20 protein-coding genes are annotated in these 20710 nt (G+C 69.2%); 2 read left to right on the forward strand and 18 right to left on the reverse strand.

Features of this window, described 5'->3' with window-relative positions:
* Positions 1–6: 6 nt before the first annotated feature.
* Complete coding sequence (locus GH681_RS19130; RefSeq protein ID WP_194271279.1) at positions 7–2100, reverse strand: TonB-dependent siderophore receptor; 2094 nt, start codon at positions 2098–2100, stop codon at positions 7–9.
* Positions 2101–2214: 114 nt separating this feature from the next.
* Between GH681_RS19130 and GH681_RS19135 the strand changes: the two genes are divergently transcribed.
* A complete protein-coding gene (locus GH681_RS19135; RefSeq protein ID WP_153163145.1) occupies positions 2215–2862 on the forward strand; it encodes a response regulator transcription factor in 648 nt (215 codons plus the stop codon).
* A gap of 164 nt (positions 2863–3026) precedes the next feature.
* Positions 3027–5057: a ferrous iron transporter B gene (locus GH681_RS19140; RefSeq protein WP_153163146.1), complete on the forward strand. Its 2031-nt coding sequence runs from the start codon at positions 3027–3029 to the stop codon at positions 5055–5057.
* Positions 5058–5063: 6 nt separating this feature from the next.
* Here GH681_RS19140 and GH681_RS19145 read toward each other — a convergent pair whose 3' ends face one another.
* From GH681_RS19145 to GH681_RS19220, 17 genes are all read right to left on the reverse strand, one after another.
* Positions 5064–6392 (reverse strand): type II secretion system protein GspD, encoded by a 1329-nt coding sequence (locus GH681_RS19145; protein ID WP_194271280.1) that lies wholly within the window; start codon positions 6390–6392, stop codon positions 5064–5066.
* Complete coding sequence (locus tag GH681_RS23990; RefSeq protein ID WP_255425196.1) at positions 6389–6520, reverse strand: hypothetical protein; 132 nt, start codon at positions 6518–6520, stop codon at positions 6389–6391. Before GH681_RS23990 ends, GH681_RS19145 begins: the two co-directional genes overlap by 4 nt.
* A gap of 33 nt (positions 6521–6553) precedes the next feature.
* A complete protein-coding gene (locus GH681_RS19150; RefSeq protein ID WP_153163148.1) occupies positions 6554–6745 on the reverse strand; it encodes a hypothetical protein in 192 nt (63 codons plus the stop codon).
* Positions 6742–7290, reverse strand: coding sequence for a hypothetical protein (locus GH681_RS19155; protein WP_153163149.1), 549 nt, complete (start codon positions 7288–7290; stop codon positions 6742–6744). Before GH681_RS19155 ends, GH681_RS19150 begins: the two co-directional genes overlap by 4 nt.
* Entirely contained in the window at positions 7287–7883 is a 597-nt protein-coding gene (locus GH681_RS19160) for a DUF6752 domain-containing protein (protein WP_153163150.1), read from the reverse strand. The genes GH681_RS19155 and GH681_RS19160 overlap by 4 nt, the downstream gene beginning before the upstream one ends.
* Position 7884: 1 nt before the next feature.
* Complete coding sequence (pilM, locus tag GH681_RS19165; protein ID WP_194271281.1) at positions 7885–8982, reverse strand: pilus assembly protein PilM; 1098 nt, start codon at positions 8980–8982, stop codon at positions 7885–7887.
* A gap of 45 nt (positions 8983–9027) precedes the next feature.
* Positions 9028–11190, reverse strand: a complete 2163-nt coding sequence (locus GH681_RS19170; RefSeq protein WP_153163152.1) for a DNRLRE domain-containing protein — start codon at positions 11188–11190, stop codon at positions 9028–9030.
* Positions 11187–11915 carry a PilW family protein gene (locus GH681_RS19175; RefSeq protein ID WP_153163153.1) on the reverse strand — a complete coding sequence of 243 codons (729 nt, stop codon included), beginning with the start codon at positions 11913–11915 and terminating at the stop codon, positions 11187–11189. Before GH681_RS19175 ends, GH681_RS19170 begins: the two co-directional genes overlap by 4 nt.
* Positions 11912–12325, reverse strand: coding sequence for a type II secretion system protein (locus GH681_RS19180; protein WP_153163154.1), 414 nt, complete (start codon positions 12323–12325; stop codon positions 11912–11914). Before GH681_RS19180 ends, GH681_RS19175 begins: the two co-directional genes overlap by 4 nt.
* Before the next feature lie 4 nt (positions 12326–12329).
* Positions 12330–12902 (reverse strand): Tfp pilus assembly protein FimT/FimU, encoded by a 573-nt coding sequence (locus GH681_RS19185; RefSeq protein ID WP_153163155.1) that lies wholly within the window; start codon positions 12900–12902, stop codon positions 12330–12332.
* Positions 12903–12912: 10 nt separating this feature from the next.
* A complete protein-coding gene (locus GH681_RS19190; protein WP_153163156.1) occupies positions 12913–13425 on the reverse strand; it encodes a prepilin-type N-terminal cleavage/methylation domain-containing protein in 513 nt (170 codons plus the stop codon).
* A gap of 128 nt (positions 13426–13553) precedes the next feature.
* Positions 13554–14675 (reverse strand): type II secretion system F family protein, encoded by a 1122-nt coding sequence (locus tag GH681_RS19195; RefSeq protein ID WP_153163157.1) that lies wholly within the window; start codon positions 14673–14675, stop codon positions 13554–13556.
* A gap of 4 nt (positions 14676–14679) precedes the next feature.
* Positions 14680–16641: an ATPase, T2SS/T4P/T4SS family gene (locus GH681_RS19200; protein WP_153163158.1), complete on the reverse strand. Its 1962-nt coding sequence runs from the start codon at positions 16639–16641 to the stop codon at positions 14680–14682.
* A 73-nt stretch (positions 16642–16714) separates the two neighbouring features.
* Positions 16715–18208 carry an HD-GYP domain-containing protein gene (locus GH681_RS19205; RefSeq protein WP_153163159.1) on the reverse strand — a complete coding sequence of 498 codons (1494 nt, stop codon included), beginning with the start codon at positions 18206–18208 and terminating at the stop codon, positions 16715–16717.
* Complete coding sequence (locus GH681_RS19210) at positions 18201–18581, reverse strand: response regulator (RefSeq protein ID WP_153163160.1); 381 nt, start codon at positions 18579–18581, stop codon at positions 18201–18203. The genes GH681_RS19205 and GH681_RS19210 overlap by 8 nt, the downstream gene beginning before the upstream one ends.
* Complete coding sequence (locus GH681_RS19215) at positions 18578–20407, reverse strand: PAS domain-containing sensor histidine kinase (protein WP_153163161.1); 1830 nt, start codon at positions 20405–20407, stop codon at positions 18578–18580. Before GH681_RS19215 ends, GH681_RS19210 begins: the two co-directional genes overlap by 4 nt.
* 104 nt (positions 20408–20511) lie before the next feature.
* Entirely contained in the window at positions 20512–20691 is a 180-nt protein-coding gene (locus tag GH681_RS19220; protein ID WP_153163162.1) for a DUF5668 domain-containing protein, read from the reverse strand.
* Positions 20692–20710: the final 19 nt, after the last annotated feature.

The following is a 20710-nucleotide window of genomic DNA, read 5'->3' on the forward strand; positions in this document are numbered from 1 at the left end:
CAGGCGTCAGAGTTCCAGAGTCACGCCGGCGAAGATGGTGCGAGCCCACCAGGAGGTGTCTGGCGCGTAGGTCTGATCCGGGCCGTCCACGTTGCGGGCTGTGACGGAGACCTCACCCCGGGCGATGCTGGCCGGAAGACGGCGGGCGAGGCGCAGGTCGAGCTGGCGGTAGGGCGCGGTCTTGTGCCAGTTATCCTGGTACCAGCTCATCGACCCGATCCAGTGCTTGGCAAAGCTGAACTGCCAGCCGGGCAGGAACTCCCACGCACCGAAGAGAGTGGAGCTCTGCTTGGGGGCGGTGTATTCGATCCACCCGCTGGAGTTGGTCTTGGCTTCGGTGGCGCTGAAGTTGGGGTTGTCGATGCGCAGGGCGGTGTGGTGGGCGGTCAGCCAGGTGCGCGGGGACGGGCGCCAGGTGGCCGAGATCTCCAGGCCGCGGATGTTGGCCTCGCCACTGTTGGTGAAGTAGCGCGTGTTGCTGCGGGAGAACAGGCCGACGGTGGACGGCTCGAGCTTCATCTCGACCAGATCGCGGGCGCGTTCGAGGAACAGCCGGGCGTCGATGGTGGTGGCGATCTCGCGAAGCTCGGCCAGATAGCCCAGCTCATAGGTGGTGATCCGCTCGGCATGGAGATCGGGCGACGGGCGGAAGGTCTGGTTGAGCGGGGTGCCCGCCGGGATGGTCCGCCCAGGAATCGAGAACGGCGCCGAGTTGCTGAAGATCATGCTGGACCTCTGCTCGAACGCCATCGGGTTGCGATGGGAGCGGTTGACCGACAAGCGCCAGGTCTGGCTGTCCGTCATATGATAGTTGGCTGACGCGCGCGGTGCCAGTGCCACCCGGGTGAGGGAGTTGTCCTCGATCATCGTCCCGACGTTGAACAGCCAGCGCTCGCTGGCGCGCCACTCGAGGGTGCCGAAGGCGCGGGTCACGGTGCTGCGCACCGGCTCGTTGGCGTTGAAGCGTGACGGCGCGGCGATCAGGTCGGTGCGCCAGCCGGCGCCGATCACGGCCCGCAGCGACGGGGCCAGGGTGGTGATGCGCTGGAGTTCCAGGTCGTCGCGGGTGGCCTTGAAGTCGTAGTCGAAGCGCACCGGCACGTAGATTGTCCGGGTTGTGCCGCCGAGGGTGACGCGTGCCGGCACGTCGAGGTTGTAGTGGTCGCGGCCGTTTTCTTCCTGGTGGTAGAAGGTGACGGTCAGCTCCTCGCCGGGGGCCGGGGCGTTGCGCCAGCGCAGCAGGCCGAAGCCGGTGTAGATGCGCATCGGCCGTTCGGGGTCGGTGGCGTTCTGATCCTTGCCGGTGCCTTCGTGGGAGTCGGTCCAGCCGGTCTGGAAGTCGACACTGTTCGCGCTGTCGGCGCGCCATTCGGTGTTGAGGGTGGCGAGCTGGGTGTAGCGCCAGTCGTTGATGTTCTGTGCGCCCTTGTCGTAGTTGCCGAAGCCGTGGTCGTAGGTGCGCGAGACGGAGAGGCGCATGGCCACGTCGTTGAACTGGTGGCCGATGCGGGCACCGACATCGTTGATGCCGTTGTCGCCCACGCGGTAGCGTACTGCGCCGCCGAGGGTCTCGGAGGGCGAGCGGGTGATGATGTTGGCCACGCCGAGGAAGGCGTTGCTGCCGTAGGTCGCCGAGTTGGAGCCACGGAAGACCTCGATCCGTTCGATGTCGTCGATGTCCACGCCGATCTGGTTCCACTCGACCCCGGAGATCAGGTAGGGCGAGTAGATCGAGCGGCCGTCCACCTGCACCAGCATCCGCCGGGGGGCGTCGTCGGACAGCCCGTGGTAGGTGACCAGCGGCTGGTTGCCGGTGTGCATCCCGAGCTGGAAGCCGGGCACGAGGCGGAACAGCTCGTAGATGTTGCGCGCACCGGATGCGCGGATCATCTCCCGGTCGAGGACGGTGACGGCGCCCGGTGCATCGGCCGGCGCCTGGGACAGGCGCGTGGCCGACAGCACGACTGGCAGGTCACTCAGGTGACCGGCCTCGCTGATGTCATCGGGGTTGGCAAGCGCTGTCAGCGGCAGGAGCGTGATCAGCAGGGGGAGCGTGCGCAGGGGCGCAGAGAGGCGATGTGTAATCTTGATGGGCGGCATGGTTTTTGCCGAATTGGCTAGCAAACCACGATTTTGTACGTTTTGGGCAGGGCTGGGTAGGCTAAACTGCCAAGGCGAATCGAAAACCGACTTATCCGCAATGAATTGGCGGCCATGATGCAGACACGTATTCTGATTATCGAAGACCATGTGCTGGTGAGGGAAGCCATGGCCCTGACCCTTGCCCAGGTGGGCGAGGGCGTGCACTGCCAGCAGGCCAGCAATGCCACCGATGCGCTCGCGCTGCTCGAAGCCGATCCCGACTGCGATCTGCTGGTCGTCGACCTGATGCTTCCGGAAATCAACGGTTTTTCGCTGCTTGGCGTGATCGCCAAGCGTTTTCCCGATGTGCCGGCCCTGGTGGTGTCGGCGCTGGACGACCGGGAGTCGGTGCAGCGGGCGATGAAGGCAGGCGCATCCGGCTTCGTCTCCAAGGCCAGCCCCAGCAACACCCTGATCGAAGCCGTGCGTACCGTGCTGGCGGGCGGCGTGTTCACCCCGGAGGCGTCCTCGGGCAGCGACGGCGGCAGCCGCAGCCGGCGTGCCAGCCAGGCCTTCGCCGAACGCTTCCAGCTCACCGCGGCCCAGGGCCGGGTGCTCGAACTGGTGGCCCAGGGCAAGTCGAACCGCGACATCGCCGAATTCCTCGGCCTGTCGGAAGGCACCGTGAAGGTGCACGTCTCGGCGATCCTGCGGGCGCTGGGGGTGACCAGCCGGGCGCAGGCCCTGCTGATGATGACCCGGGCCGGTCTGCGGGTCTGAGGTTCTGGCGGTATTGCGCCCGGTCGCTTCCGCGACGTCCGGGCGAGCAGGGATGTATGCACCACCTTTTTGCGAACAATTCTTATTACTGATTATAATCGGACGCAATGGATCACTGCCGGGCGGTTGTCGATGAGTCGGATTGAAGGGCGAGGTGACTGCTGATGGGTGCTGCAGCGCCGGTCGTCGCAACGGTTTCACTGCCGCGCAGCCTGCTCAGGGGCGAGCGCCGGCCACAGATTGCCCTGGTGGGCCTGCCGCGCACCGGCAAGAGCACCATCTTCCAGGCGGCCTCGAGCACCGCGGTCGAATCCGGCCAGCTCGACGGCAGCAGCCTGGGTTTCTCCACCTGCCAGGTCAATGTGGGCCTCGAGGAGGCGGCGCTGGTCGATCTGCCGCCCCTGCGCAGCTTTCATGATCTCGACGAGGCCGACCGCCTGCTGCTGATGGCGCTCCTCGGCGGCCAGCCGGCCCGGCACGGTCAGGCCGGCTTCAAGGCGCCGGACCTGCTCATCCAGGTCGTCGATGCCACCGCCCTCGAATCCAGCCTGGCCCTGGCCCAGGAACTCTGCGAGCTCGGCAAGCCGCTGGTGATCGCCCTCAACCGCCTCGACGAGGCCCGCGAGAAGGGTGTCTACATCAACGTGGCGGCGCTGTCCGAGGCGCTCGGCGTGCCGGTGGTGCCCACCGTTGCCCACATGGGCAAGGGCATCACCACCGTCTTCGAAACCGCGCTCCAGCTCATCCACGCCAGGAGCTGCCCGCTGCCCCAGCTACCCAGCCCGCACCTGCGCAAGGCGCTGGCGCCCCTCAAGGCGATTCTCGACACGCCAGAGGTGGAAGCCGCCTTCCGCGTGCCCCGGGCGCTGCTGCTCACCCAGGTGGCGCGGGGCGATACGTGGTTCGCGGCCGAGCTGGCCCGGCATTTCCCCGATCTGGTGCCGGCCGTCGAGGCGGCCCGGGCGGATGCCGCGCGGGTGCTGCCGCGGCCGCTGCCCGACGAACTCTTTGCCGATCGCCACTACCGGGCTGCGGCGCTCCACGAGCAGGTCAGCCGGCTCGGCCATGCGGCCGAGAAGGCCGGCTGGAAGCGCGCCCTCGACCGGCTGTTCCTTCATCCCCGCTGGGGGCTGATCGGCACCCTGGCGGTGTTCGCGCTGGTGCTGTTCATGGTCTTCGAGGTGAGCACCGGCCTCGACGCGCTCACCTCCGCGCCGCTGGCCGCGTGGGTCGGCCAGTGGGAGCCGGACACCACCGCCGGCGTCGTCGGGCGCGCCGTGGCCGACGGGCTGGTGGGGCTGGTGGGCATCGTGGTGCCCTACATGCTGCCGCTGGTGCTGCTGCTGGTGAGCCTTGAGGAATCAGGAATCATGCACCGGGTCGCCTTCGTGGTGGACCGGGGCTTTCACCGTATCGGCCTGCACGGCGGGGTGGCGGTGCCGTTTTTGCTGGGGCTGGGCTGCAACGTGCCGGCCCTGTCGGCGGTGGCGGCGTCGTCCGCGGGGCGCGAGCGCATCGTGGCTTCGCTGCTCATCACCTTCGTGCCCTGCTCGGCGCGCTCGGCCATCGTGCTGGCGATCGGCGGCAAGTACCTGGGCTGGGAAGGCGTGCTGGGCATCTTCCTGCTGACGATGCTGATCATCGCGGTGGCCGGCAAGCTGCTCACCCGCCGCTACGTGAAGGCCAGCCCGGGCTTCATCCAGGCGATTCCGTCCTACGCGCTGCCCCAGTGGCGGCGCCTGCTGGCGATCACCTGGGAGCGCACCAGCGACATCCTGACCGTCGTCACCCCCCTGCTGGTGCTGGGCAGCGTGGTGCTGGCGCTGCTGGCCCACTTCGGTGCCGATGACGTGATCAACATGCTGCTGCTGCCGGTGAGCAGCTGGTGGCTGGGCCTGCCGGTGGCGCTGGGCGTGCCGATCCTGTTTGGCGTGCTGCGCAAGGAACTGTCGCTGCTGATGGTCTATCAGGCCCTCGGCACCCAGGACATCGCGCTCCAGCTGAACTGGGTGCAGATCGCCACCTTCCTGGTCTTCCTGACCTTCTACGTGCCCTGCGTGTCCACCTTCGCGGTGATGCTGAAGACCATCGGGCGCCGCGATGCGGTGTTCTCGGTGGGGCTGTCGGTGGCCGTGGCGCTGGGCATCGCGGCGGCGTGCCGGATCGCCCTGCAGGGCGTCAATCTGCTGTTCTGAAGCCGGTCAGTCCCGCGGGCGCAGGCGTTCGAGGGATTCGTCCAGCCCGGCGGCGCTGCGCAGGAGCGGCGGTTCGCTGTCCTCCAGCCGGGCGGCCGGGTTGCCCGGCGCGGCGGCCGGCGTGGCGACGACCTCGGGCTCGCGCACGATGCGCGGGGTGATGACCACTACCGTCTCGGTGCTGGTGCCCGCATCTTCCCAGCGGGAAAACGCCGCGCCCACCACCGGAATCTCGCCCAGCACCGGAATGCCCGAGCGCTTGTAGTTGGCGCTGTTGCGAATCAAACCCCCGATGAAAATCGACTGCCCGTCCTCGGCAATGAGGGTGGTGTTGACCTGCGTGCTGTTCTTCGACGGGATGCTGTTGTTCACGCTGGCGGTGCTCACCTCCGGGTGGATCTTCATCAGGATGCGGCCGCGCTCGTCGATGGACGGCGTGACCCGCAGGATCACCCCGGATTCGAGGAACTGGATGGATTCGGTGGTGACCTGGTTGATGGTGGTCGTCACCTTGTAGCCGGTCTGGTCGCCGATGGAGGTGATCGCCTGCTGGTTCTCCAGCGCCAGCAGCTTGGGTGTGGCGAGGGTATGCACCCGGCCCTTGCTGGCCAGGGCGCTCAGGTAAACATTGAGGTTGTCGCTCACCACGCTGAAGAACAGCCCGCTGCCGGCGCGGTCGGCAAGGCCCCTGGTGCCCACGGTGTAGCTGCGATCGCTGCCGCCCACGATCTTCGACCAATCCACCCCGAAGGCTTCGCTGCGGTCGAGCCGCACCTCGAGGATCTTGGCCTCGATCAGGATCTGCCGGGGCTGCACGTCCACCTGCTGGAGCAGCGTCTCGATGCGGTCCACGAAGGCCGGCTGGTCTTCGACCACGATCAGGTTGCGTTCGAGGAGCGGGGTGATCTTGCCGTAGCGGGAGATGTGCTTGGTGAGGATGTCGGCGACCGTCTTGGGGTTGGAATACTGGACCTTGAAGGTGCGGAGTTTGGTGTTGCCCGACAGGCCGTCCAGCCCGGCGTCCTTGCGCTCGACCACCAGGAAGGTGTCGCCGCGGCGCTCGGCCACGTAGCCGGCGGCCTCGGCCACGGTGCGCACGGCCTCGTCGGCGCTCACGTTGTAGAGATTGACCGACACGTTGCCGGTGACGCCCTTGCCCACCAGCACGTTGATCTTCTCGTTGCGGGAGAGCATCTCGAACACGTCGCCCACCGGCACGTCGCGCAGATTGACGGTGATGCGCCGTGGCGCGGGATCGGCGGCGAAGGCGGCCGGCTGGCCGGTGGCGGCGAGGGCGCAGGCCACGAGGGCGGTGGCGAGGCGATGGCGGATCACTGTCTGGACTCCCGGGGCGGACGGCGCATGTCGAGGGTGACGCGGCGCCCGTCCTTTTCGAAAACGGCCTGGTATTCGGTGACCGACAGCAGGCGGTGGCCGTCGATCTTTTCGCCGATGGCGACCATCTGGCCGTCCACGTTGGCGAGGGAAGCGGCCCCCTACAGCAGCACGCCGCGCAGGCGGGGCTGCCATTCGACGGGCGCGGAGGCATCGCCGGCGACGGGCGCCAGCAGCGTGCCGCCGGGCCGGCGGAAAGGGTCGTGGTGGAGCCTGGGTGCGGCGGGCGGCTCGGCAGCGGCGGCCGCGGTGGCGATGAGCAGCAGGAGGGCGGGCAGCAGGCGGTGCTTCATGGCTGGCGGGTGGCCGGGCGGCGATACACGGCGAGGCGCAGGCGCAGGTTCACGCTGCCGCTGCTCACCTGGCGGGTGAAGCGGATCTCCTGCAGGCCGGCGTTGGGCAGGCGGGACTCGATGGCGGCGAGCCAGCCCACCAGCTGCGGGTAGCTGCCGCTGGCATCGAGGTCATAACGGGTTTCGACGAGGCCGTCGGATTCGTTCTGCTGGCCGGGGAAAACCGGCAGCAGCTCGACGCCCTGACTGCGGGCCAGGTTGTCGAGCACGCCGGGCAGGCGCGCCGGCGCGGTGTCGGCAGCGTCGAGGGTGGTTTCGAGGCGGGTGGCTTCGGTCGCCAGGGCGTCGGCCTGGGCCTGCTGGTCGGGCAGGCTGGCGATGGCCTCGCGGATGCCCGCTGTCTGGGTGAGCACTGCCTGGCGCGACTGCCACGCCGGCCGCAGGATCTGGCCCCAGCCGACGAGCAGGATCACCGCCGACAGGGCGCCGGCGACGAGCCGCAGCACCCGGATGTCGAGGGCGAGGAGCTCGCGGGGAAACTTCACGACTTGCCTCCACCAGGCAGGGTGAGCGGGCAGTTGAGGGCGAACTCCATCAGTTCGAAGCGGTTGTACTGCTTGACGTTGCCGGGCACCAGTCGGGGCTTGGCGCAGGGGCCGGCGCTGCCGAGGGCCTCGGCAAACTCGCCGATGGTGGCCGGGTCCGGCGCCTTGCCGCGGATGGCGAGGCTGGCCTCGGCCGGGGCGATGGGCGTGCCGGGCTGGGGCAGGGCCGGGATGCGGGTGTAGATCAGTTCGTCGAACCAGATGGACTCGCCCAGGGCCTGGTCGATGGGCACGAGCACGCCGCTCACCACGTCGGGGCCGCGCAGGGCGGCGACCTTGCGGGACAGTTCGCGGGCTTCGTCGACCCGCGCGTTGAGGGCGGTGAGCCGGGCCGCGATGCGGTCGCTGTCGCGGCGCTGGGCTTGCAGGGTCTGCAGCGCGGTGGTGGCCTGGCGGTTGGCGATTTCGATCCCGACGCGCGCTGCGGCGACCGCGGCGATGGCGCAGCCGACGGCGACCAGCCCGCCGCGCAGGGTGCGTCGCGCCCGCTGTTCGGCACGCCAGGAGGCGGGGATCAGGTCGATGTCGGCCATGTCAGGCGGTCGCGCGCAGGGCGAGGCCGGCGGCGACGGTCATCCCGGCCGGCGGTTCGACGATGGGCACGCCCTCGTTGCCGGGGATCTTCCACAGGTCGAGCACCTGCACGGGCATCGCCAGCAGGCGGCCGATGAATTCGGCAGCGCCGTCCAGGCGGGCGATGCTGCCGCAGATGTAGATGCCATCCACCGAGCCGCCGTGGGTCTGGGAGGCGAAGTAGATCAGCACCCGCGCCACCTCGTGGGCGAGCTGCTGGAAATCCGGCTGGAGCAGCTCGACGATGGTGCTGCTGATCTCGTCGCCACGGCTGGGCAGGCCGTGCTTGCGCAGCAGGGCGAGGGCCCGTTCGGCGGGCAGGTCGAGGTTGCGGGCGAGGGTGTCGGCCAGATGGGCTTCGCCGAAGTCGAGGCTGCGGTCGAACATCAGCCGGCGGCCCCACAGCAGGGTGAGGTAGCTGTGGCGGGCGCCGAAGTTGATGATGAGCTGGTTGGCCCGTGGATCGCCGGTGACCAGCGCCCGGGCGACCCGGGCCAGGGCGGCGGGGCCGATGTCCACGGCAATGGGTTCGAGCCCGGCGGACTGGAGCAGATCGAGATGGGCGATGACCCGCTCCCGCGGGGCCACGGCGACCACCGCCGAGCGCAGGTTACTCTCGGGCGGGCGGCGGATCGGCAGCACGTCCACCACCGCGTCGTCGAGGCCGCTCTTGAAGCGCTCCTTGAGGGTGCGCAGCAGGGTGGCGGTGTCGTCCTGGCCGTTGGGGGTCGTGTAGTCCACCGAGATGACCTGCAGCTCACCCGGCGGCAGCACGCTGACCACGCGCCGGCCGCGAAAACCGTGGCGCTTGAACCCGTCGCGGACGAAGCGGCGGAAGGCCGCCGGATCGGCGAGCAGTTCGGCGCGGGGCGTGGGGTAGGGCAGCCCGGCCACCGCCTGCCAGCGCAGCTCGGTGCCGGCACGGGTGATCTGGGCGAGGTTGAGGCGCTCGCTGGCGAGATCAAAGCCGATGGGCGTGTTCCGCCGGATGGCGGGCCACGGGGCTTTGAGGCCGGCGAGGCGGCCTTTCAGGGATGTCCAGAGTGCGTTGTACTCCATGGCACCCATATCGGCGGGCGCCGGTCATTCCTTGAGCATCGAGGCCTAATTGGTGGTGATGACGAGGCGGGGTTCCTGGCGCAGGCTTTCGCGGCTGGAAATGGTGGCGGAGTCCTCGCCGAAGGTCATCAGGGCGACCAGCCCGTTGTTGGGCCGCACGCCGTCGACCCATTCCTGCACCGTGGTGGTGATGTTCACCTCCCAGTAGCGCTGGGGCGAGGCGCCCAGGGGCAGGGAGAGGGTGCCGGCGAGGCTGTTGGCGAAGGTGCCGCCGGCGTTGGTCCAGGCGAGGTCCGGGGCGTACTGGCGCCTGCTCCAGCTCACGCCGCCGCTCGAGATGGCGCCGTTCTGGGTGCCTTCGAGCCAGCTTTCGGTGAGCGGGTAGAGCTTGGCGCTGAGGGAGAGGCTGAGGATGACCGAGTTCTCCACGTGGAAGGACAGGATGGCGCGCTTGATGACGGTGCCGGCAGGTATGTTCGACAGGTCGAAACGCAGGATCGGCCGGTTGTCAGGAATGTAGGCGACCTGCAGCGGTGTGGTGGTGCCGTAGTTGACGTTGCTGGGCAGGTTGCTGGAGACGTAGGCGTCGGCCACCGGCACGCGCACGCTGCCGCCCATTGCGCTGAGCACGCCGGTTGCGTCGAGGGTCGAGGCGATGATCTGCACGTCGTCGAGCCGCCCGAGGAAGTTCTCGTTGTAGGGGGTGTTGCCGATCAGCAGGTTGCGGCTGTTGACGACAGGCGTGTTGCCGAAGCTGGCGGTGAAGGTGCCGACGAGATTGCCATCCACGTAGAGCTTGATCTGGCGCAGGATGTCCTTGTAGGTGGCGGCCAGGTGGTAGTAGGTGCCGGGTTTCAGGTTGAGGCCGGTGGTGGTGTAGGTGCGCCAGGCGTTGTTGGCGAAGTATTCGAAGTACATCTCGCCGTCGCGGGTGCCCATGGCGTAGTTGGCCTCGTTGGCGGCGGTGCCTTTGTAGAGGACGGGGCGTTTGCCGTTGCGATCGCTCATGTTGATCCAGGCGGCCAGACTGAAGTCGCCGCTCATGGAGAGGTCGCTGGTGTGGGTGACCGTGATCTTGCCTGCCGAGCCAAAGCTGAGCGCGCCGCCAGCCACGCCGCCAGCGCTGCTCCAGCTGCCGCCGGTGACGCTGCCGGTGTGGCCGCCGATGGCGTCGCCGGCCAAGGCGCCGGTGGTCTCGTCGAGCTTCCACCAGGCCACCCGGCCGCTGATGCCGTCCTGGGGCGGGTTGAGCGCGCCGCAGGGGGCGATGTACTTGATGACCAGCTTGGGGATGCGGGTGGCGTCGGAGGCCTCGGCCGAGGCGTAGGCCTCGCTGAAGCTGGAGGTGGGGACGAGCAGGACACCGTAGTTGGGATAGCGTTGGTCAACCCAGCCCTGGACGAGGTTGGTGAGGCCCCAGGTGATCGTGTAGCCCGACAGGTAGTAGTGGGTGTGGGGCGCATCGAGCGCGCTCGTCGACTCGACGCTGGGGCCGGCCATCTGCCAGGTCTTGAAGCCGTCGCGGGTCAGCCAGGTGGCACCGTCGGCGGCGTTGCTGCCGTTCTTGGTGCCGGGCTCCCAGGGCTCGAGCACCCGGTGGGCGTTCACGACGCGTCCCGACAGGGAAAGGCTGCCGGCGTTCTCCCGGTACAGGACGAGCTGGGCGTCGACGATGCGGCTGCCCTTCGGGAGTGTGGAGAGGTCGAACTGGAGCAGGGGGTAGCTGGCGCCCTGCTGGAGCAGCAGGGTGGTGGAAGCGCCGTAGTTCTTCGCCAAATTGGTGGCGTCAAGGTAGGTGTCGGCGCCGCTGCTGTCGGTCTTGACGGTGTAGGTGAGGGTGTTGCCGGCGGTCTTGGGCACCTGCCGGCTGACCGTGACCCGGGCGCCTGGCAGTCCGCTGGCCAGGGTGGCGGTGGCCGTGAGGGTGACCGGGCTGCCGGAGGTGGGGCTGACGCTGACCTTGTAGCTGTCGCTGCCTGCTGCGGTGGCGGGCAGGTCGGTGTAGCCGGTGCAGGTGGTGAGCTGGTTGAGCTTCCAGGTGGCGTGGGCGATGCCGGCCTCGGCGAGGCGGCGCGCCCGCTCGGCTTCGCGCAGGTTGCTGCGGGCGCCGGTGCCGATGTCCTGCACGAGGCCGAAGGTGATCACCCCGATGACGATCAGCAGCAGGCTGACCGGCAGCAGCAGGAAGCCCCGGGCGCGGCGGCTCATCGCGCCCCCACCCGCAGGCGGCGCGACCAGCTGCCGGTTTCGCCGCCGGGGCCGGTCAGGGTGAGCTGGACGAGGACTTCCCGGTAGCGCCGGTTGCCGGTGGCGACGCGGGTGACGCTGAAGGCGGTCACGTTGTCGGCGATGGGGCGCACGGAGTAGTCGTTGCCGTTGAAGGGCGCGATGTTGGGCAGGCGCTCCACCAGCTGGGTGCCGACCCGGTAATACACCACCGGGTCGATCCAGTCGGCGCCGGTCTTGGGGGCGACGGGCGCGCTGCCGATGGTGCCGTTCTCGTCGTTGTCGGTGAAGCTCGCGCCGTTATCCACCAGGCCGTCCCCGTCGTCGTCGATGCCGATGATGCCGGCGCCGCCGTCGTTGGTCTCGTCGGCGGGGAGGTCGTCGTCCACGACGCCGTTCTTGTTGTTGTCGGCATCGGCGTAGCCGTCGCCGTTGCGGTCGAGCCCGGGTGGCAGGGCCACCGCGAGCACGTCGCGGGTGGCGGTGGTGACTTCGAGGGGCACCATCAGGCGGGTGCTGGCCTCGACCATCGCGGCGATGCGCTCCAGCGCCAGCCGGGCGTCGCGCTGCAGGGTGGCGCGTTCTCCGATCACGGCGTCGCTCTGACGCAGGCCGCCGAGCATGCCGGCGAGGCTGCCCAGCACCAGCGCGGCGATCACCGCGGCGACCAGCAGCTCGACCAGGGCGACACCCCGCTGCGGCCTCATCGGGTCACCAGGGTGATCATTTCGACCGGCGGGTCGGTGATGGCGGCGCGGACCCAGATCAGGTCGGCGTCGGTGCCGGTGAAGGGGTTGTTGTCGCCGTCGGCGTTGTCGCCGTCGTAGCGGCTGAGGTAGACCATCACCCGCGGCGTGGTGGTGGTGGCGTCGGAGAGCGTGGTGGCGGTGGTGGCGCTGCCAGCGGCGGTGGCGGCTGCGTCCAGGTCGTCGAAGCGGGCGCCGGCGACGTCGGAGAGCTTGTTGGCGACGGCCTGCCACAGGTCGTCGTCCCGGTCGGCGGTCGGGGCGCCGCGGGTTGCGTTGGAGAGGGCGTCGAGGGCCGGGACGATGGCGATGGCGAGCAGCACCACCGCCACCAGGGCTTCGATGTAGCCGAATCCACGCTGCCGTCTCATGGCCTTACTGGAAGGTGATGCGGCCGGTCTCCGCGGCCACCAGCACGTCGCGGGTGTGGCTGCCGGCCTGGACGCGCACCCGCGCGCTGCCGCTGGCGAGGCGCTGCAGGGCGTTGCCCTGAGTGGTCGCCGGGGCGCCGTCGGCGAGGAAGGACAGGGCGCTAGCGGTGCCTGAAGGCAGCACGACCAGATTGCTGTCGAGGCGGGCGTCGGGATGGCGGCTGCCGCTACCGAGGGTCTCGGCATAGAGCTGGCGGGAGAGCGGGTGGCGGACGGTGTAGAGCGGGGTGGGCGGCGCGCTGCTGGTGTCGAGGGTGTACACCTTGTAGCTGTCGCTGGCGCTGCCGGCGGCGAAGATCACGCCGCAGGGGGTCTGGGTGCGCAGGGCCTCGTCGCGGGCGAAACGCAGGGCCGCGGCGAGCTGCTCGGCGGCCTTGGCGGCTTGGGCCGGGCGGCTGGTGGCGGCGATCAGGGGGGCGGCCGAGGCGGCAAGCATGGCGAGGATGCCGACGGCGATGAGCAGTTCGATCAGGGTCACCCCGCCGCTGCGGGCGGGGCGGATGCCGGGCGCTGCCACGGCGGCAGGATCAGCGGGACTGGTAGGCGGCGATGTTTACGATCAGCTGGCCGGTCTTGTTGTCGAACTTCCAGCCGCCGGGGTCGCCGGAGGTGGCGGTCATACCCAGGCTGCCGAGGTTGATGACTTCGACGGTGGCGACGTTCTTGATCGGATCGGCAGGGATGGTGCTCTTCTTGAGGTAGGGGCCGTACTTGTAGGTGGCGTCCTTGGTGTTGCTGACGGCGCCGGCGGCGCTGGTGAATTTGACCAGCTGAGAAACGAAGGCGGCTTCGGTGTCGATCGCCCCGAAGGAGCCGCCGGCGGCCACGGCGCTGGGGTAGCTGCCGTGCTGCTGGTAGTACAGCTCGATGGCGGTGCGCAGGTTGCTCAGGGTCGCATCCAGGGCGGCGGCCTTGCTGTCGTCGGTGGAGGCGGAAAACTGTGGAATGGCGATGGCGGCCAGCACGCCGAGGATGACCACGACGATCAGCAGTTCGACAAGCGTGAAGCCGTCTTGCAGGCGGGGGCGGCGAATCTTCATTGCGGACTCCGGTTCTTGTAGTGCAATGGGCGGGAGCACTCCGCCCGGTGAGCAGGTATGGACCCTGTTACGGCCAGTGCGGGCGAAAGTTGAGGTGCAAGTTAGCCGTCAGCGTGAATTCCGTCCGCCTAATGAACAGCCGCCGACAGCTTGAAGATGGGCAGGATCAGTGCGCTGACGATGGTGGCGACGAGGCCGCCCATGAACAGCAGCATCACGGGCTCGATGACCTTGGCGAGGGTCGCGAGACGCTGTTCGAGCTTGCGCTGGTAGTGTTCGGCGAGGCGCTCCAGCACCTTGGCCAGATGGCTGCTGCGCTCGCCGGTGGCGAGCATCTCCCGGGCCAGGGGCGGGATGAACTCGGTGTCGGAGAGCGCCGCCGAGAGCCCGCGCCCTTCCTCGACGCTCGTCCGCATGCGCTCCATGGCCTCGCGCAGGGCGCGGGTGGAGGCGATGTCCTGACTGGCGGCAAGCGCCTTGAGGAGCGGCACGCCCCGCGACAGCGACAGGGACAGGATGCGGAACACCCGCACCATGTGGATGCCCATCACGATGTTGCCGAGGGCCGGGGTGGCCATCACCGCCCGCTCGATGGCGGCACGGCCTTCCGGCGAGGTGGCGACGCGCCGGCCCACCAGCGCGAGCACGCCGATGCCGACCACCACCAGCGCGCCGTACTTGTGCAGGAAATCCGACAGGGCCATGAGCACCAGGGTGGTGACGGGCAGGCGGTCGTGGATGGAGGCGAAGAGATCGGCAAAGCGCGGGAACACCCAAAGCAGGATGAAGGCCACGACGATCACCGACAGGCCCATCAGCACCGCCGGGTAGGTGAGGGCCGAGACCAGCGCGACGCGCAGGTTCTGGGCCTTCTCGTCGAGATCCTTGAGCTGGGCCAGCACGTCGGGCAGGAAGCCGCCCTCTTCGGCCGCCGCCACCAGATGGGTGTAGGTGCCGGGGAACATCGCCGGCTGGGCGGCGAGGGCCTGGGACAGGGGCTTGCCTTCGAGGATGTCGTGGTGGAGTGCGGCCAGCACCGCCTTCACCGGCGGCCGGCGGGACTGGGCGTGGAGCTCGCTGAGCGCGGTGTGGAGCGGTACGCCGGTTTCGAGCAGCAGGGCCAGCTGTTCGGTGAAGGCGATCCGGTCGGCCACCTGGATGCGCTGGCTCCAGCCGGCGAAGGCGGCCTTCGCGCTGCTGGCGGCGGTGGGGGCGGGCGTGCCGCCGGAGGGGCCAAGTTCGATGGCCATCGGTTTACTCCAGCAGCACCACGCGGGAGATTTCCTCCAGCGTGGTGCTGCCTGCCAGCACACGGTCGAGGCCGTCGTCGAAGAGGCCCGGGGTGGGGCCGCGCTTCACGTGGTCGCTGAGGGCTTCGTAGCCGGCGTCGGCGACGATCAGGCTCTGCAGCGGGCGGTCGATCTCGATGAGTTCGTGGATCGCCAGCCGGCCCTTGTAGCCGCTGTCGTAGCAGTTGCGGCAGCCGCGGCCGCGGGCCAGCATCACCTGGCCGCGGGCTTCCCAGCCGTAGCGTTCGACGAGCTCTGGCGGGGCGATGTAGGTGCTGCGGCATTCGGGGCAGATGCGCCGCACCAGGCGCTGGGCCATCACGCCGATCAGCGCCGACGACAGCAGGTAGGGCTCGACGCCCATGTCCACCAGCCGCGCCACCGCGCCCACGGCGTCGTTGGTGTGGAGCGTGGACAGCACCAGGTGGCCGGTGAGGGCGGCCTGCACGGCGATCTCGGCGGTCTGGCGGTCGCGGATCTCGCCCACCATGATGATGTCCGGGTCCTGGCGCAGCACGTGGCGCAGGATGCGCGGGAAGGTGAGCCCGACGGCCTCGTTCACCTGGTTCTGGTTGATGATGTCGAGCTGGTATTCCACCGGGTCTTCGATGGTGACGATGTTCTTCTCGATGCTGCGCAGGTGGTCGATGGCGCCGTAGAGGGTGGTCGTCTTGCCGCTGCCGGTGGGGCCGGTGACGAGCAGCAGGCCGTGGCTGCGGGCCAGCAGACGGCGGAAGCGCGTGAGGTTGCCTTCGGCCAGGCCCAGGCGATGCAGGTCGAGCACCGTGGTGCCCTTGTCGAGCACCCGCAGCACCACCTTCTCGCCGTAGATGCCGGGCAGCGACGAGAAGCGCAGGTCCACGGTGCGGCCCTTGGTGGACACCTGGATGCGGCCATCTTGCGGCAGGCGGCGCTCGGCGATGTCCAGGTTGGCCATCACCTTGAGGCGCGACACGAGGGCCGGGAAGAGGTCGGCGCGCGGGTTCATCACCTCGTAGAGCACGCCGTCGATGCGGAAGCGCACCCGCGCCTTGGTGCGGAAGAGCTCCAGGTGGATGTCGCTGGCGTTGTCGTGGATGGCCCGCTGGATGATCGAATTGACCAGGTTGATCACCGGGCTGCCGGCGGCGAGCTCGTCGATCGTGGTGGTGTCGCCCGTCTGGCTGGTGTTCTCGATGACCTCCAGGTCCATCGTGTTGCCGTCGATCAGGTCGGGATCGTAGGCGGAGCCGGAATACGCCTCGAACAGGCATTTCTGGATCGCGTCGGCGCCGGCCAGCACCCAGCGCAGGCGGCAGCCGCTGGCCCGCTCGATCTCGTCGGCCACCGGCATGGATTGCGGGTCGGTGGTGGCGAGGGTGAGCTCGTTGCCGATCCGGAACATGGGCAGCACGCCTAGCCGGCGGGCCATGTCCTGGGGCAGGGCTTCGGCGATGGCCGGGTCGAACAGGCCCGGGCGCATCGCCAGATAGGGCACGCCGAGCTGGGCCGAGAGGGCCTGGAGCAGCTCGTGCTCGGGCACCCAGCCTTTCTCGATGAGGATGCGGCCGATGCGTAGGCCGAGCTGGCGCTGCAGGCGCGCGGCTTCGGCGATCTGCTCGGGTTTGGCGAGGCCGCGTTCGGTGAGGATGTCGCCGAGGCGCTGGCCGCTGGGGGCGAGGGGCGGCGGCAGGGGGCGGGAATCCGGGCCGCCGCTGTCGAAGATCTCGATGCGCCGGTTAAGCCCGGTGGCCACCAGAATGTCGTGGATCAGCGGGTTGGGGGCGGTGAGGCGCAGCCAGCCGCCAAGTCCGGCGAGCTTGGCGCTGCCGGCGATGAGCTGGGCGAGGGCCTGGCTGGAGAGCAGCGAGACCTTGCCCAGATCGAGGACGATGCGCAGTTCGTAGTCGGCGGCGCAGGCGTCGATGGCGCTGCCGAGGGCGCCCACGGCGTCGGTGTCGTGCAGCGCGCCTTCGGGAGCGAGGTAGGTGAGTGTGCCCGCGCGGGTGCGGACGACGTTGTTAGTGATCGTCGCACTCCCGCCGGATGCTCATCTTCAGCAGCATGGCCGGCTCGTCGTCGCACAGGCGCAGGAAGATGTCGAGGAGCTCCGGGTCGAGCTGGGTGCCGCTGACCCGGCGCATCTCCCTTTCTGCCGCCTCGTGGGTGCTGCCGGCCCGGTAGGCGCGCGAGCTGGTGATGCTGTCGTAGGTGTCGGCCACGGCGATGATCCGCGCCAGCAGCGGGATGTCGGAGCCGCGCAGGCCGTGGGGATAGCCGGTGCCGTCGAATTTTTCCTGGTGGTGGCGGGCGCCGGCGAGGGCGCCCTTGAGGCGGTCCACATGGCGCAGGATCTCGTAGGAGCGCTCCGGGTGCACCTTGATGAAGGTGTATTCGTCGTTGGTGAGGCGGCCGGGCTTGCACAGCACGGCGTCGGGGATGCCGATCTTGCCCACGTCGTGGAGGAGCGAGCCCCAGTGGAGGTTTTCCATCTCCTCGGTGCGCAGGCGCAGGGCCTGGCCCAGGCGCATCGACAGCAGGTGCACCCGCTCGGAGTGGCCGCGGGTGTATGGGTCCTTGGCCTCGACGGCCTCGATCAGCGCAGCGGCCATCTGCTCGGTGAAGCGGCGCATCTCGGCGAACATCTCGCCCATGTGCATCACGTTGGAGATCTGGTGGGCCATCACCTCGCCCAGGCGGCGGTCGCTGTTGGTGAAGTCGGGCTTCTCCTGGTGGTTGAGGAGGGTGAGCATGGCCGGCATCTCGAGGCCCTGGAACACCGGGCAGGCCAGCACCTTGTAGGGCATGTCGGTGAAGATGTAGGGCCGGCGGGAGTCCTTCATGTCGTTGAGGACGACCGTGGCGCGGCTGGACGAGACGAAGCGGAACAGGTCGCCGCGCATCTCCACCAGTACCAGATCCAGGTTGTGGATCGGCTTGCTGAGGTTGGTGGCGGAGACGGTGAGGTTCTCGGCCGGGCGGACGAAGCAGGCCACGTCGGCGTTGAGCTGCTCGGCACAGCTTTTGAGCAGATCCTGCAGGACTTCGGCGCCCAGATCCTGCTTGGTGAGGTGGCGGTCGATGTCGTAGAAAAGGTGGAGCTCTTCGTAGCGTTCGGCCAGTTCGGCGGCCAGCACGTCCATTTCGGTGCCCAGGCTGTTGCGGTCGGCCAGGGTGGCGGCCACGTCGGCCATGGTCTCGGCGACGGTGTCGAGGTCGATGCCGAAGGGGGCAGCGTCGTCCCGGGGCACGGCGATCAGCCAGCCGGGGCCGTCGGGCAGCAGGGCGGGGCTGGCGTAGGTGACGCCGAGGCCGGTCTTGAGGCGGCGCATGCCGTCGCCGCCCGGAGGCGCGGCGTTGCAGGCGGCGAGGGCTTCGCCAAGGGGTGCCGGGTCGCCGTCGGCCCACAGCAGATCACCCGTTGCTGTGCCGATGGCGGCGCTGAAGGCTTCGCCCACGCCGCGCTTGAGCCAGCGGCCGTAGCGGGCCAGATCGCCAGGGCGGGTGTCAGTCATCGGTGCGCTCCCGGGCCACCAGCTGGCCGAGCAGGGTGGCGATGCGCCGGGGGCTCACCGGTTTCTCGAGGAATTCGATGCCGCCCAGCTCCTGGGCCCAGCTGCGCTGGTCGCGGGCGGTCATGGAGGTCATCACCAGCACCGGAAAGGATGGGCGGGTGTCGTCGGCGTGGAGGCGGCGGCACAGCTCCTCGCCGCCCATGCCGGGCATCTGGATGTCGGTGATGAGGGCGTCCGGCGGGTTGCTGGCGATGGCGGCGAGGGCTTCGTGGCCGTCGTGGGCCAGGTCGATCTGCCAGCCTTCCTTGGCCAGGCTGACCCGCAGCACGCGGGCCACGTGGGGTTCGTCGTCGACGACGAGGAGACGTTTCATGCGGCCCTCAGCAATACATGGGGTTTGCGGAAGCTCAGGGTGACGCGGGTGCCCTGGCCGGTTTGGCTGGTGACCTCGATCTGGCCCTGGTGCAGCTCGACGATCTGCCGCGCGAGGTACAGGCCCAGCCCGTGGCCGCCGCGGGCAACGGCTTCGCGGTCGGCGGAGCGGTAGAACTTGTCGAAGATGCGCGGCAGGTCGGCGGCGGGAATGCCGATCCCGCTGTCCTGCACGGTGATCACGATGCGCTCGTCGGTCTCTTCGGCCGACAGGATGATCTCGCCACCGGCCCGGTTGTACTTGGCGGCATTGGTGAGCAGGTTGTTCAGGGCGATGCGCAGCAGATCCTTGTCCAGCTCGACCGGCGGCAGCTCGGGCGGCACGCTCACCTGCAGGCGCAGGTCGCGGCTGGCGCCGGTGTGCTGGAGCTGCTCCATGCAGTCGGCGAGCAGTTCGGCCAGGCGCACCCGCTGGCGGTCGATGACGATGCTGCCGGCCTCGATGCGCGAGATGTTGAGCAGGTTGTTGATGAGCGCGGCGGCGCGCCGGGATTCGTCGCAGACGGTGTTGATGGCCTCGACGCGGGTGTCGGCGGCGAGATTCGGGTCGTCCCGGAGCAGCTCGCCGTAGAGGGTGATGTTGGCCAGCGGCGTCTTCAGTTCGTGGGCCACATGGGCGATGAACTCGTCGCGGGCCTGGGCGGCGAGCATCTGGTCGGTGGTTTCGCGCAGGACGATCAGCGAGCCGAGGCGGCGGGTGGCGTCGCGGGGGGCGAACAGGGGCAGGGCCCACACGCTGACGCGGCGGCTTTCGTTGCCATCGGGGTGGAAGTCGGCGGTCTGGCTGGTGGAGGCGCCGCCCAGCAGCGGGCTGAGGGCCCGCAGGACGCCGCCCTCCACCGGCCATTCGGTGGGGCGCTTGCCGACGAGGGCCGCGGGATCGACCGATAGCAGCGGGCCGACCTTGGTGTTGGCGAACACCGTGAGGCTGCCTTCGTCCAGCACCAGTACGCCTTCGGGCAGGGTTTCGAGGGCGCTCTCGACCTTTTCGCGCTTGTAGCCCAGCAGCTTGATGGCGGTTTCGGCGTCGCCGCGGCCGGCTTCGAGCTCGCGGATGCGCTTCTCGGTGGCGTCGAGGAAGCGCCCGAAGCGGGTGACCAGATCCCGGGCGGCGGGATCGCCGGCGAGATCGGGCGGGGCGCTGGCGGCCAGCTGTTCGACCCGCTGGCTGACCTCCTGCAGCGGCCGCAGCTGGCTGCGCAGCATGAAGAAGAACAGCGGCACGAGAAGCAGGATGGGCAGCGCCAGCCCGGCCAGGAAGGGCAGCTGGCGGGCGTCGAAGCCGAGGGTCGGGGCGCGGAAGGCGACCCGCACGAAACCTTCGAGGCGCCCGTCATGGAGGAGCGGGCCGTGGAATTCGATCAGTTCGAGCCCCGCTGCGCCGCTATCGACCGGGCGGTGGCCGAACCATTCTGCCGGCTTGTCGGCAGCCAGGGGCAGTACGCTCGGGGTGAGACCGGGGGCGGTGACTTCGGACAGGGGCTGGCCCTGGGGGTCGGTGACGAGGCCGTAGGCCAGATCGGCGTTGCCGTGGGCGCGGAGCACCGCGGCGAGGGGATTGGGACGGCCGGGGGACGGCACCAGGCCATCCTTGGGAATCGCGGCCAGCGCCTTGACGAGGCGCGAGCCCTGATCGACCAGCTCGGTGGCGCGCTGCTCCGTCTGGTTGCGCACCGCCAGGAAGGCGACGAGCAAGGCAGCGGCGAGGCCGGCGACGAGGACGAAGAGTCCGGCGCGATCGGCGGAACTGGAGCGGGCGGGAATCACGGGGCGCGTTATCTGAGCGGGTTATTCCCGGATAACGGTCGCAGGCCGGCGTACTTTAGCTGGCCGGGGACATTCCCTTTAAGTGCGCGGCGAGGCGGGTGGGCTCAGTCGGGCCGGTTCCGCTCGCCCGGGGTGAGGAACAGCCCGACGCCAAGGGCGATCAGCACCAGCGGCCACCAGGTGCGGGCCAGGCGGACGATGTCGAGCTCGAACAGATCGAGGTTGATCCCCAGGGCGACGACGCCGATGAGGATGAGGGAGATGGCTGCGAAGTGGCCGCGCATGGGTGATTCCGTGGAAATA

This window comes from Zoogloea sp. 1C4, from assembly GCF_009469605.1.
In the GTDB taxonomy this organism is placed as follows: Bacteria; Pseudomonadota; Gammaproteobacteria; order Burkholderiales; family Rhodocyclaceae; genus Zoogloea; species Zoogloea oryzae.

Bases quoted from the DNA above. Each gene is read 5' to 3' on its own strand.
- GH681_RS19130 (WP_194271279.1), bottom strand. From the start codon at position 2,100: ATGCCGCCCATCAAGATTACACATCGCCTCTCTGCGCCCCTGCGCACG.
- GH681_RS19135 (WP_153163145.1), top strand. From the start codon at position 2,215: ATGATGCAGACACGTATTCTGATTATCGAAGACCATGTGCTGGTGAGG.
- GH681_RS19140 (WP_153163146.1), top strand. From the start codon at position 3,027: ATGGGTGCTGCAGCGCCGGTCGTCGCAACGGTTTCACTGCCGCGCAGC.
- GH681_RS23990 (WP_255425196.1), bottom strand. From the start codon at position 6,520: ATGGTCGCCATCGGCGAAAAGATCGACGGCCACCGCCTGCTGTCGGTC.
- GH681_RS19150 (WP_153163148.1), bottom strand. From the start codon at position 6,745: ATGAAGCACCGCCTGCTGCCCGCCCTCCTGCTGCTCATCGCCACCGCG.
- GH681_RS19160 (WP_153163150.1), bottom strand. From the start codon at position 7,883: ATGGCCGACATCGACCTGATCCCCGCCTCCTGGCGTGCCGAACAGCGG.
- pilM (WP_194271281.1), bottom strand. From the start codon at position 8,982: ATGGAGTACAACGCACTCTGGACATCCCTGAAAGGCCGCCTCGCCGGC.
- GH681_RS19170 (WP_153163152.1), bottom strand. From the start codon at position 11,190: ATGAGCCGCCGCGCCCGGGGCTTCCTGCTGCTGCCGGTCAGCCTGCTG.
- GH681_RS19175 (WP_153163153.1), bottom strand. From the start codon at position 11,915: ATGAGGCCGCAGCGGGGTGTCGCCCTGGTCGAGCTGCTGGTCGCCGCG.
- GH681_RS19180 (WP_153163154.1), bottom strand. From the start codon at position 12,325: ATGAGACGGCAGCGTGGATTCGGCTACATCGAAGCCCTGGTGGCGGTG.
- GH681_RS19190 (WP_153163156.1), bottom strand. From the start codon at position 13,425: ATGAAGATTCGCCGCCCCCGCCTGCAAGACGGCTTCACGCTTGTCGAA.
- GH681_RS19195 (WP_153163157.1), bottom strand. From the start codon at position 14,675: ATGGCCATCGAACTTGGCCCCTCCGGCGGCACGCCCGCCCCCACCGCC.
- GH681_RS19205 (WP_153163159.1), bottom strand. From the start codon at position 18,208: ATGACTGACACCCGCCCTGGCGATCTGGCCCGCTACGGCCGCTGGCTC.
- GH681_RS19210 (WP_153163160.1), bottom strand. From the start codon at position 18,581: ATGAAACGTCTCCTCGTCGTCGACGACGAACCCCACGTGGCCCGCGTG.
- GH681_RS19220 (WP_153163162.1), bottom strand. From the start codon at position 20,691: ATGCGCGGCCACTTCGCAGCCATCTCCCTCATCCTCATCGGCGTCGTC.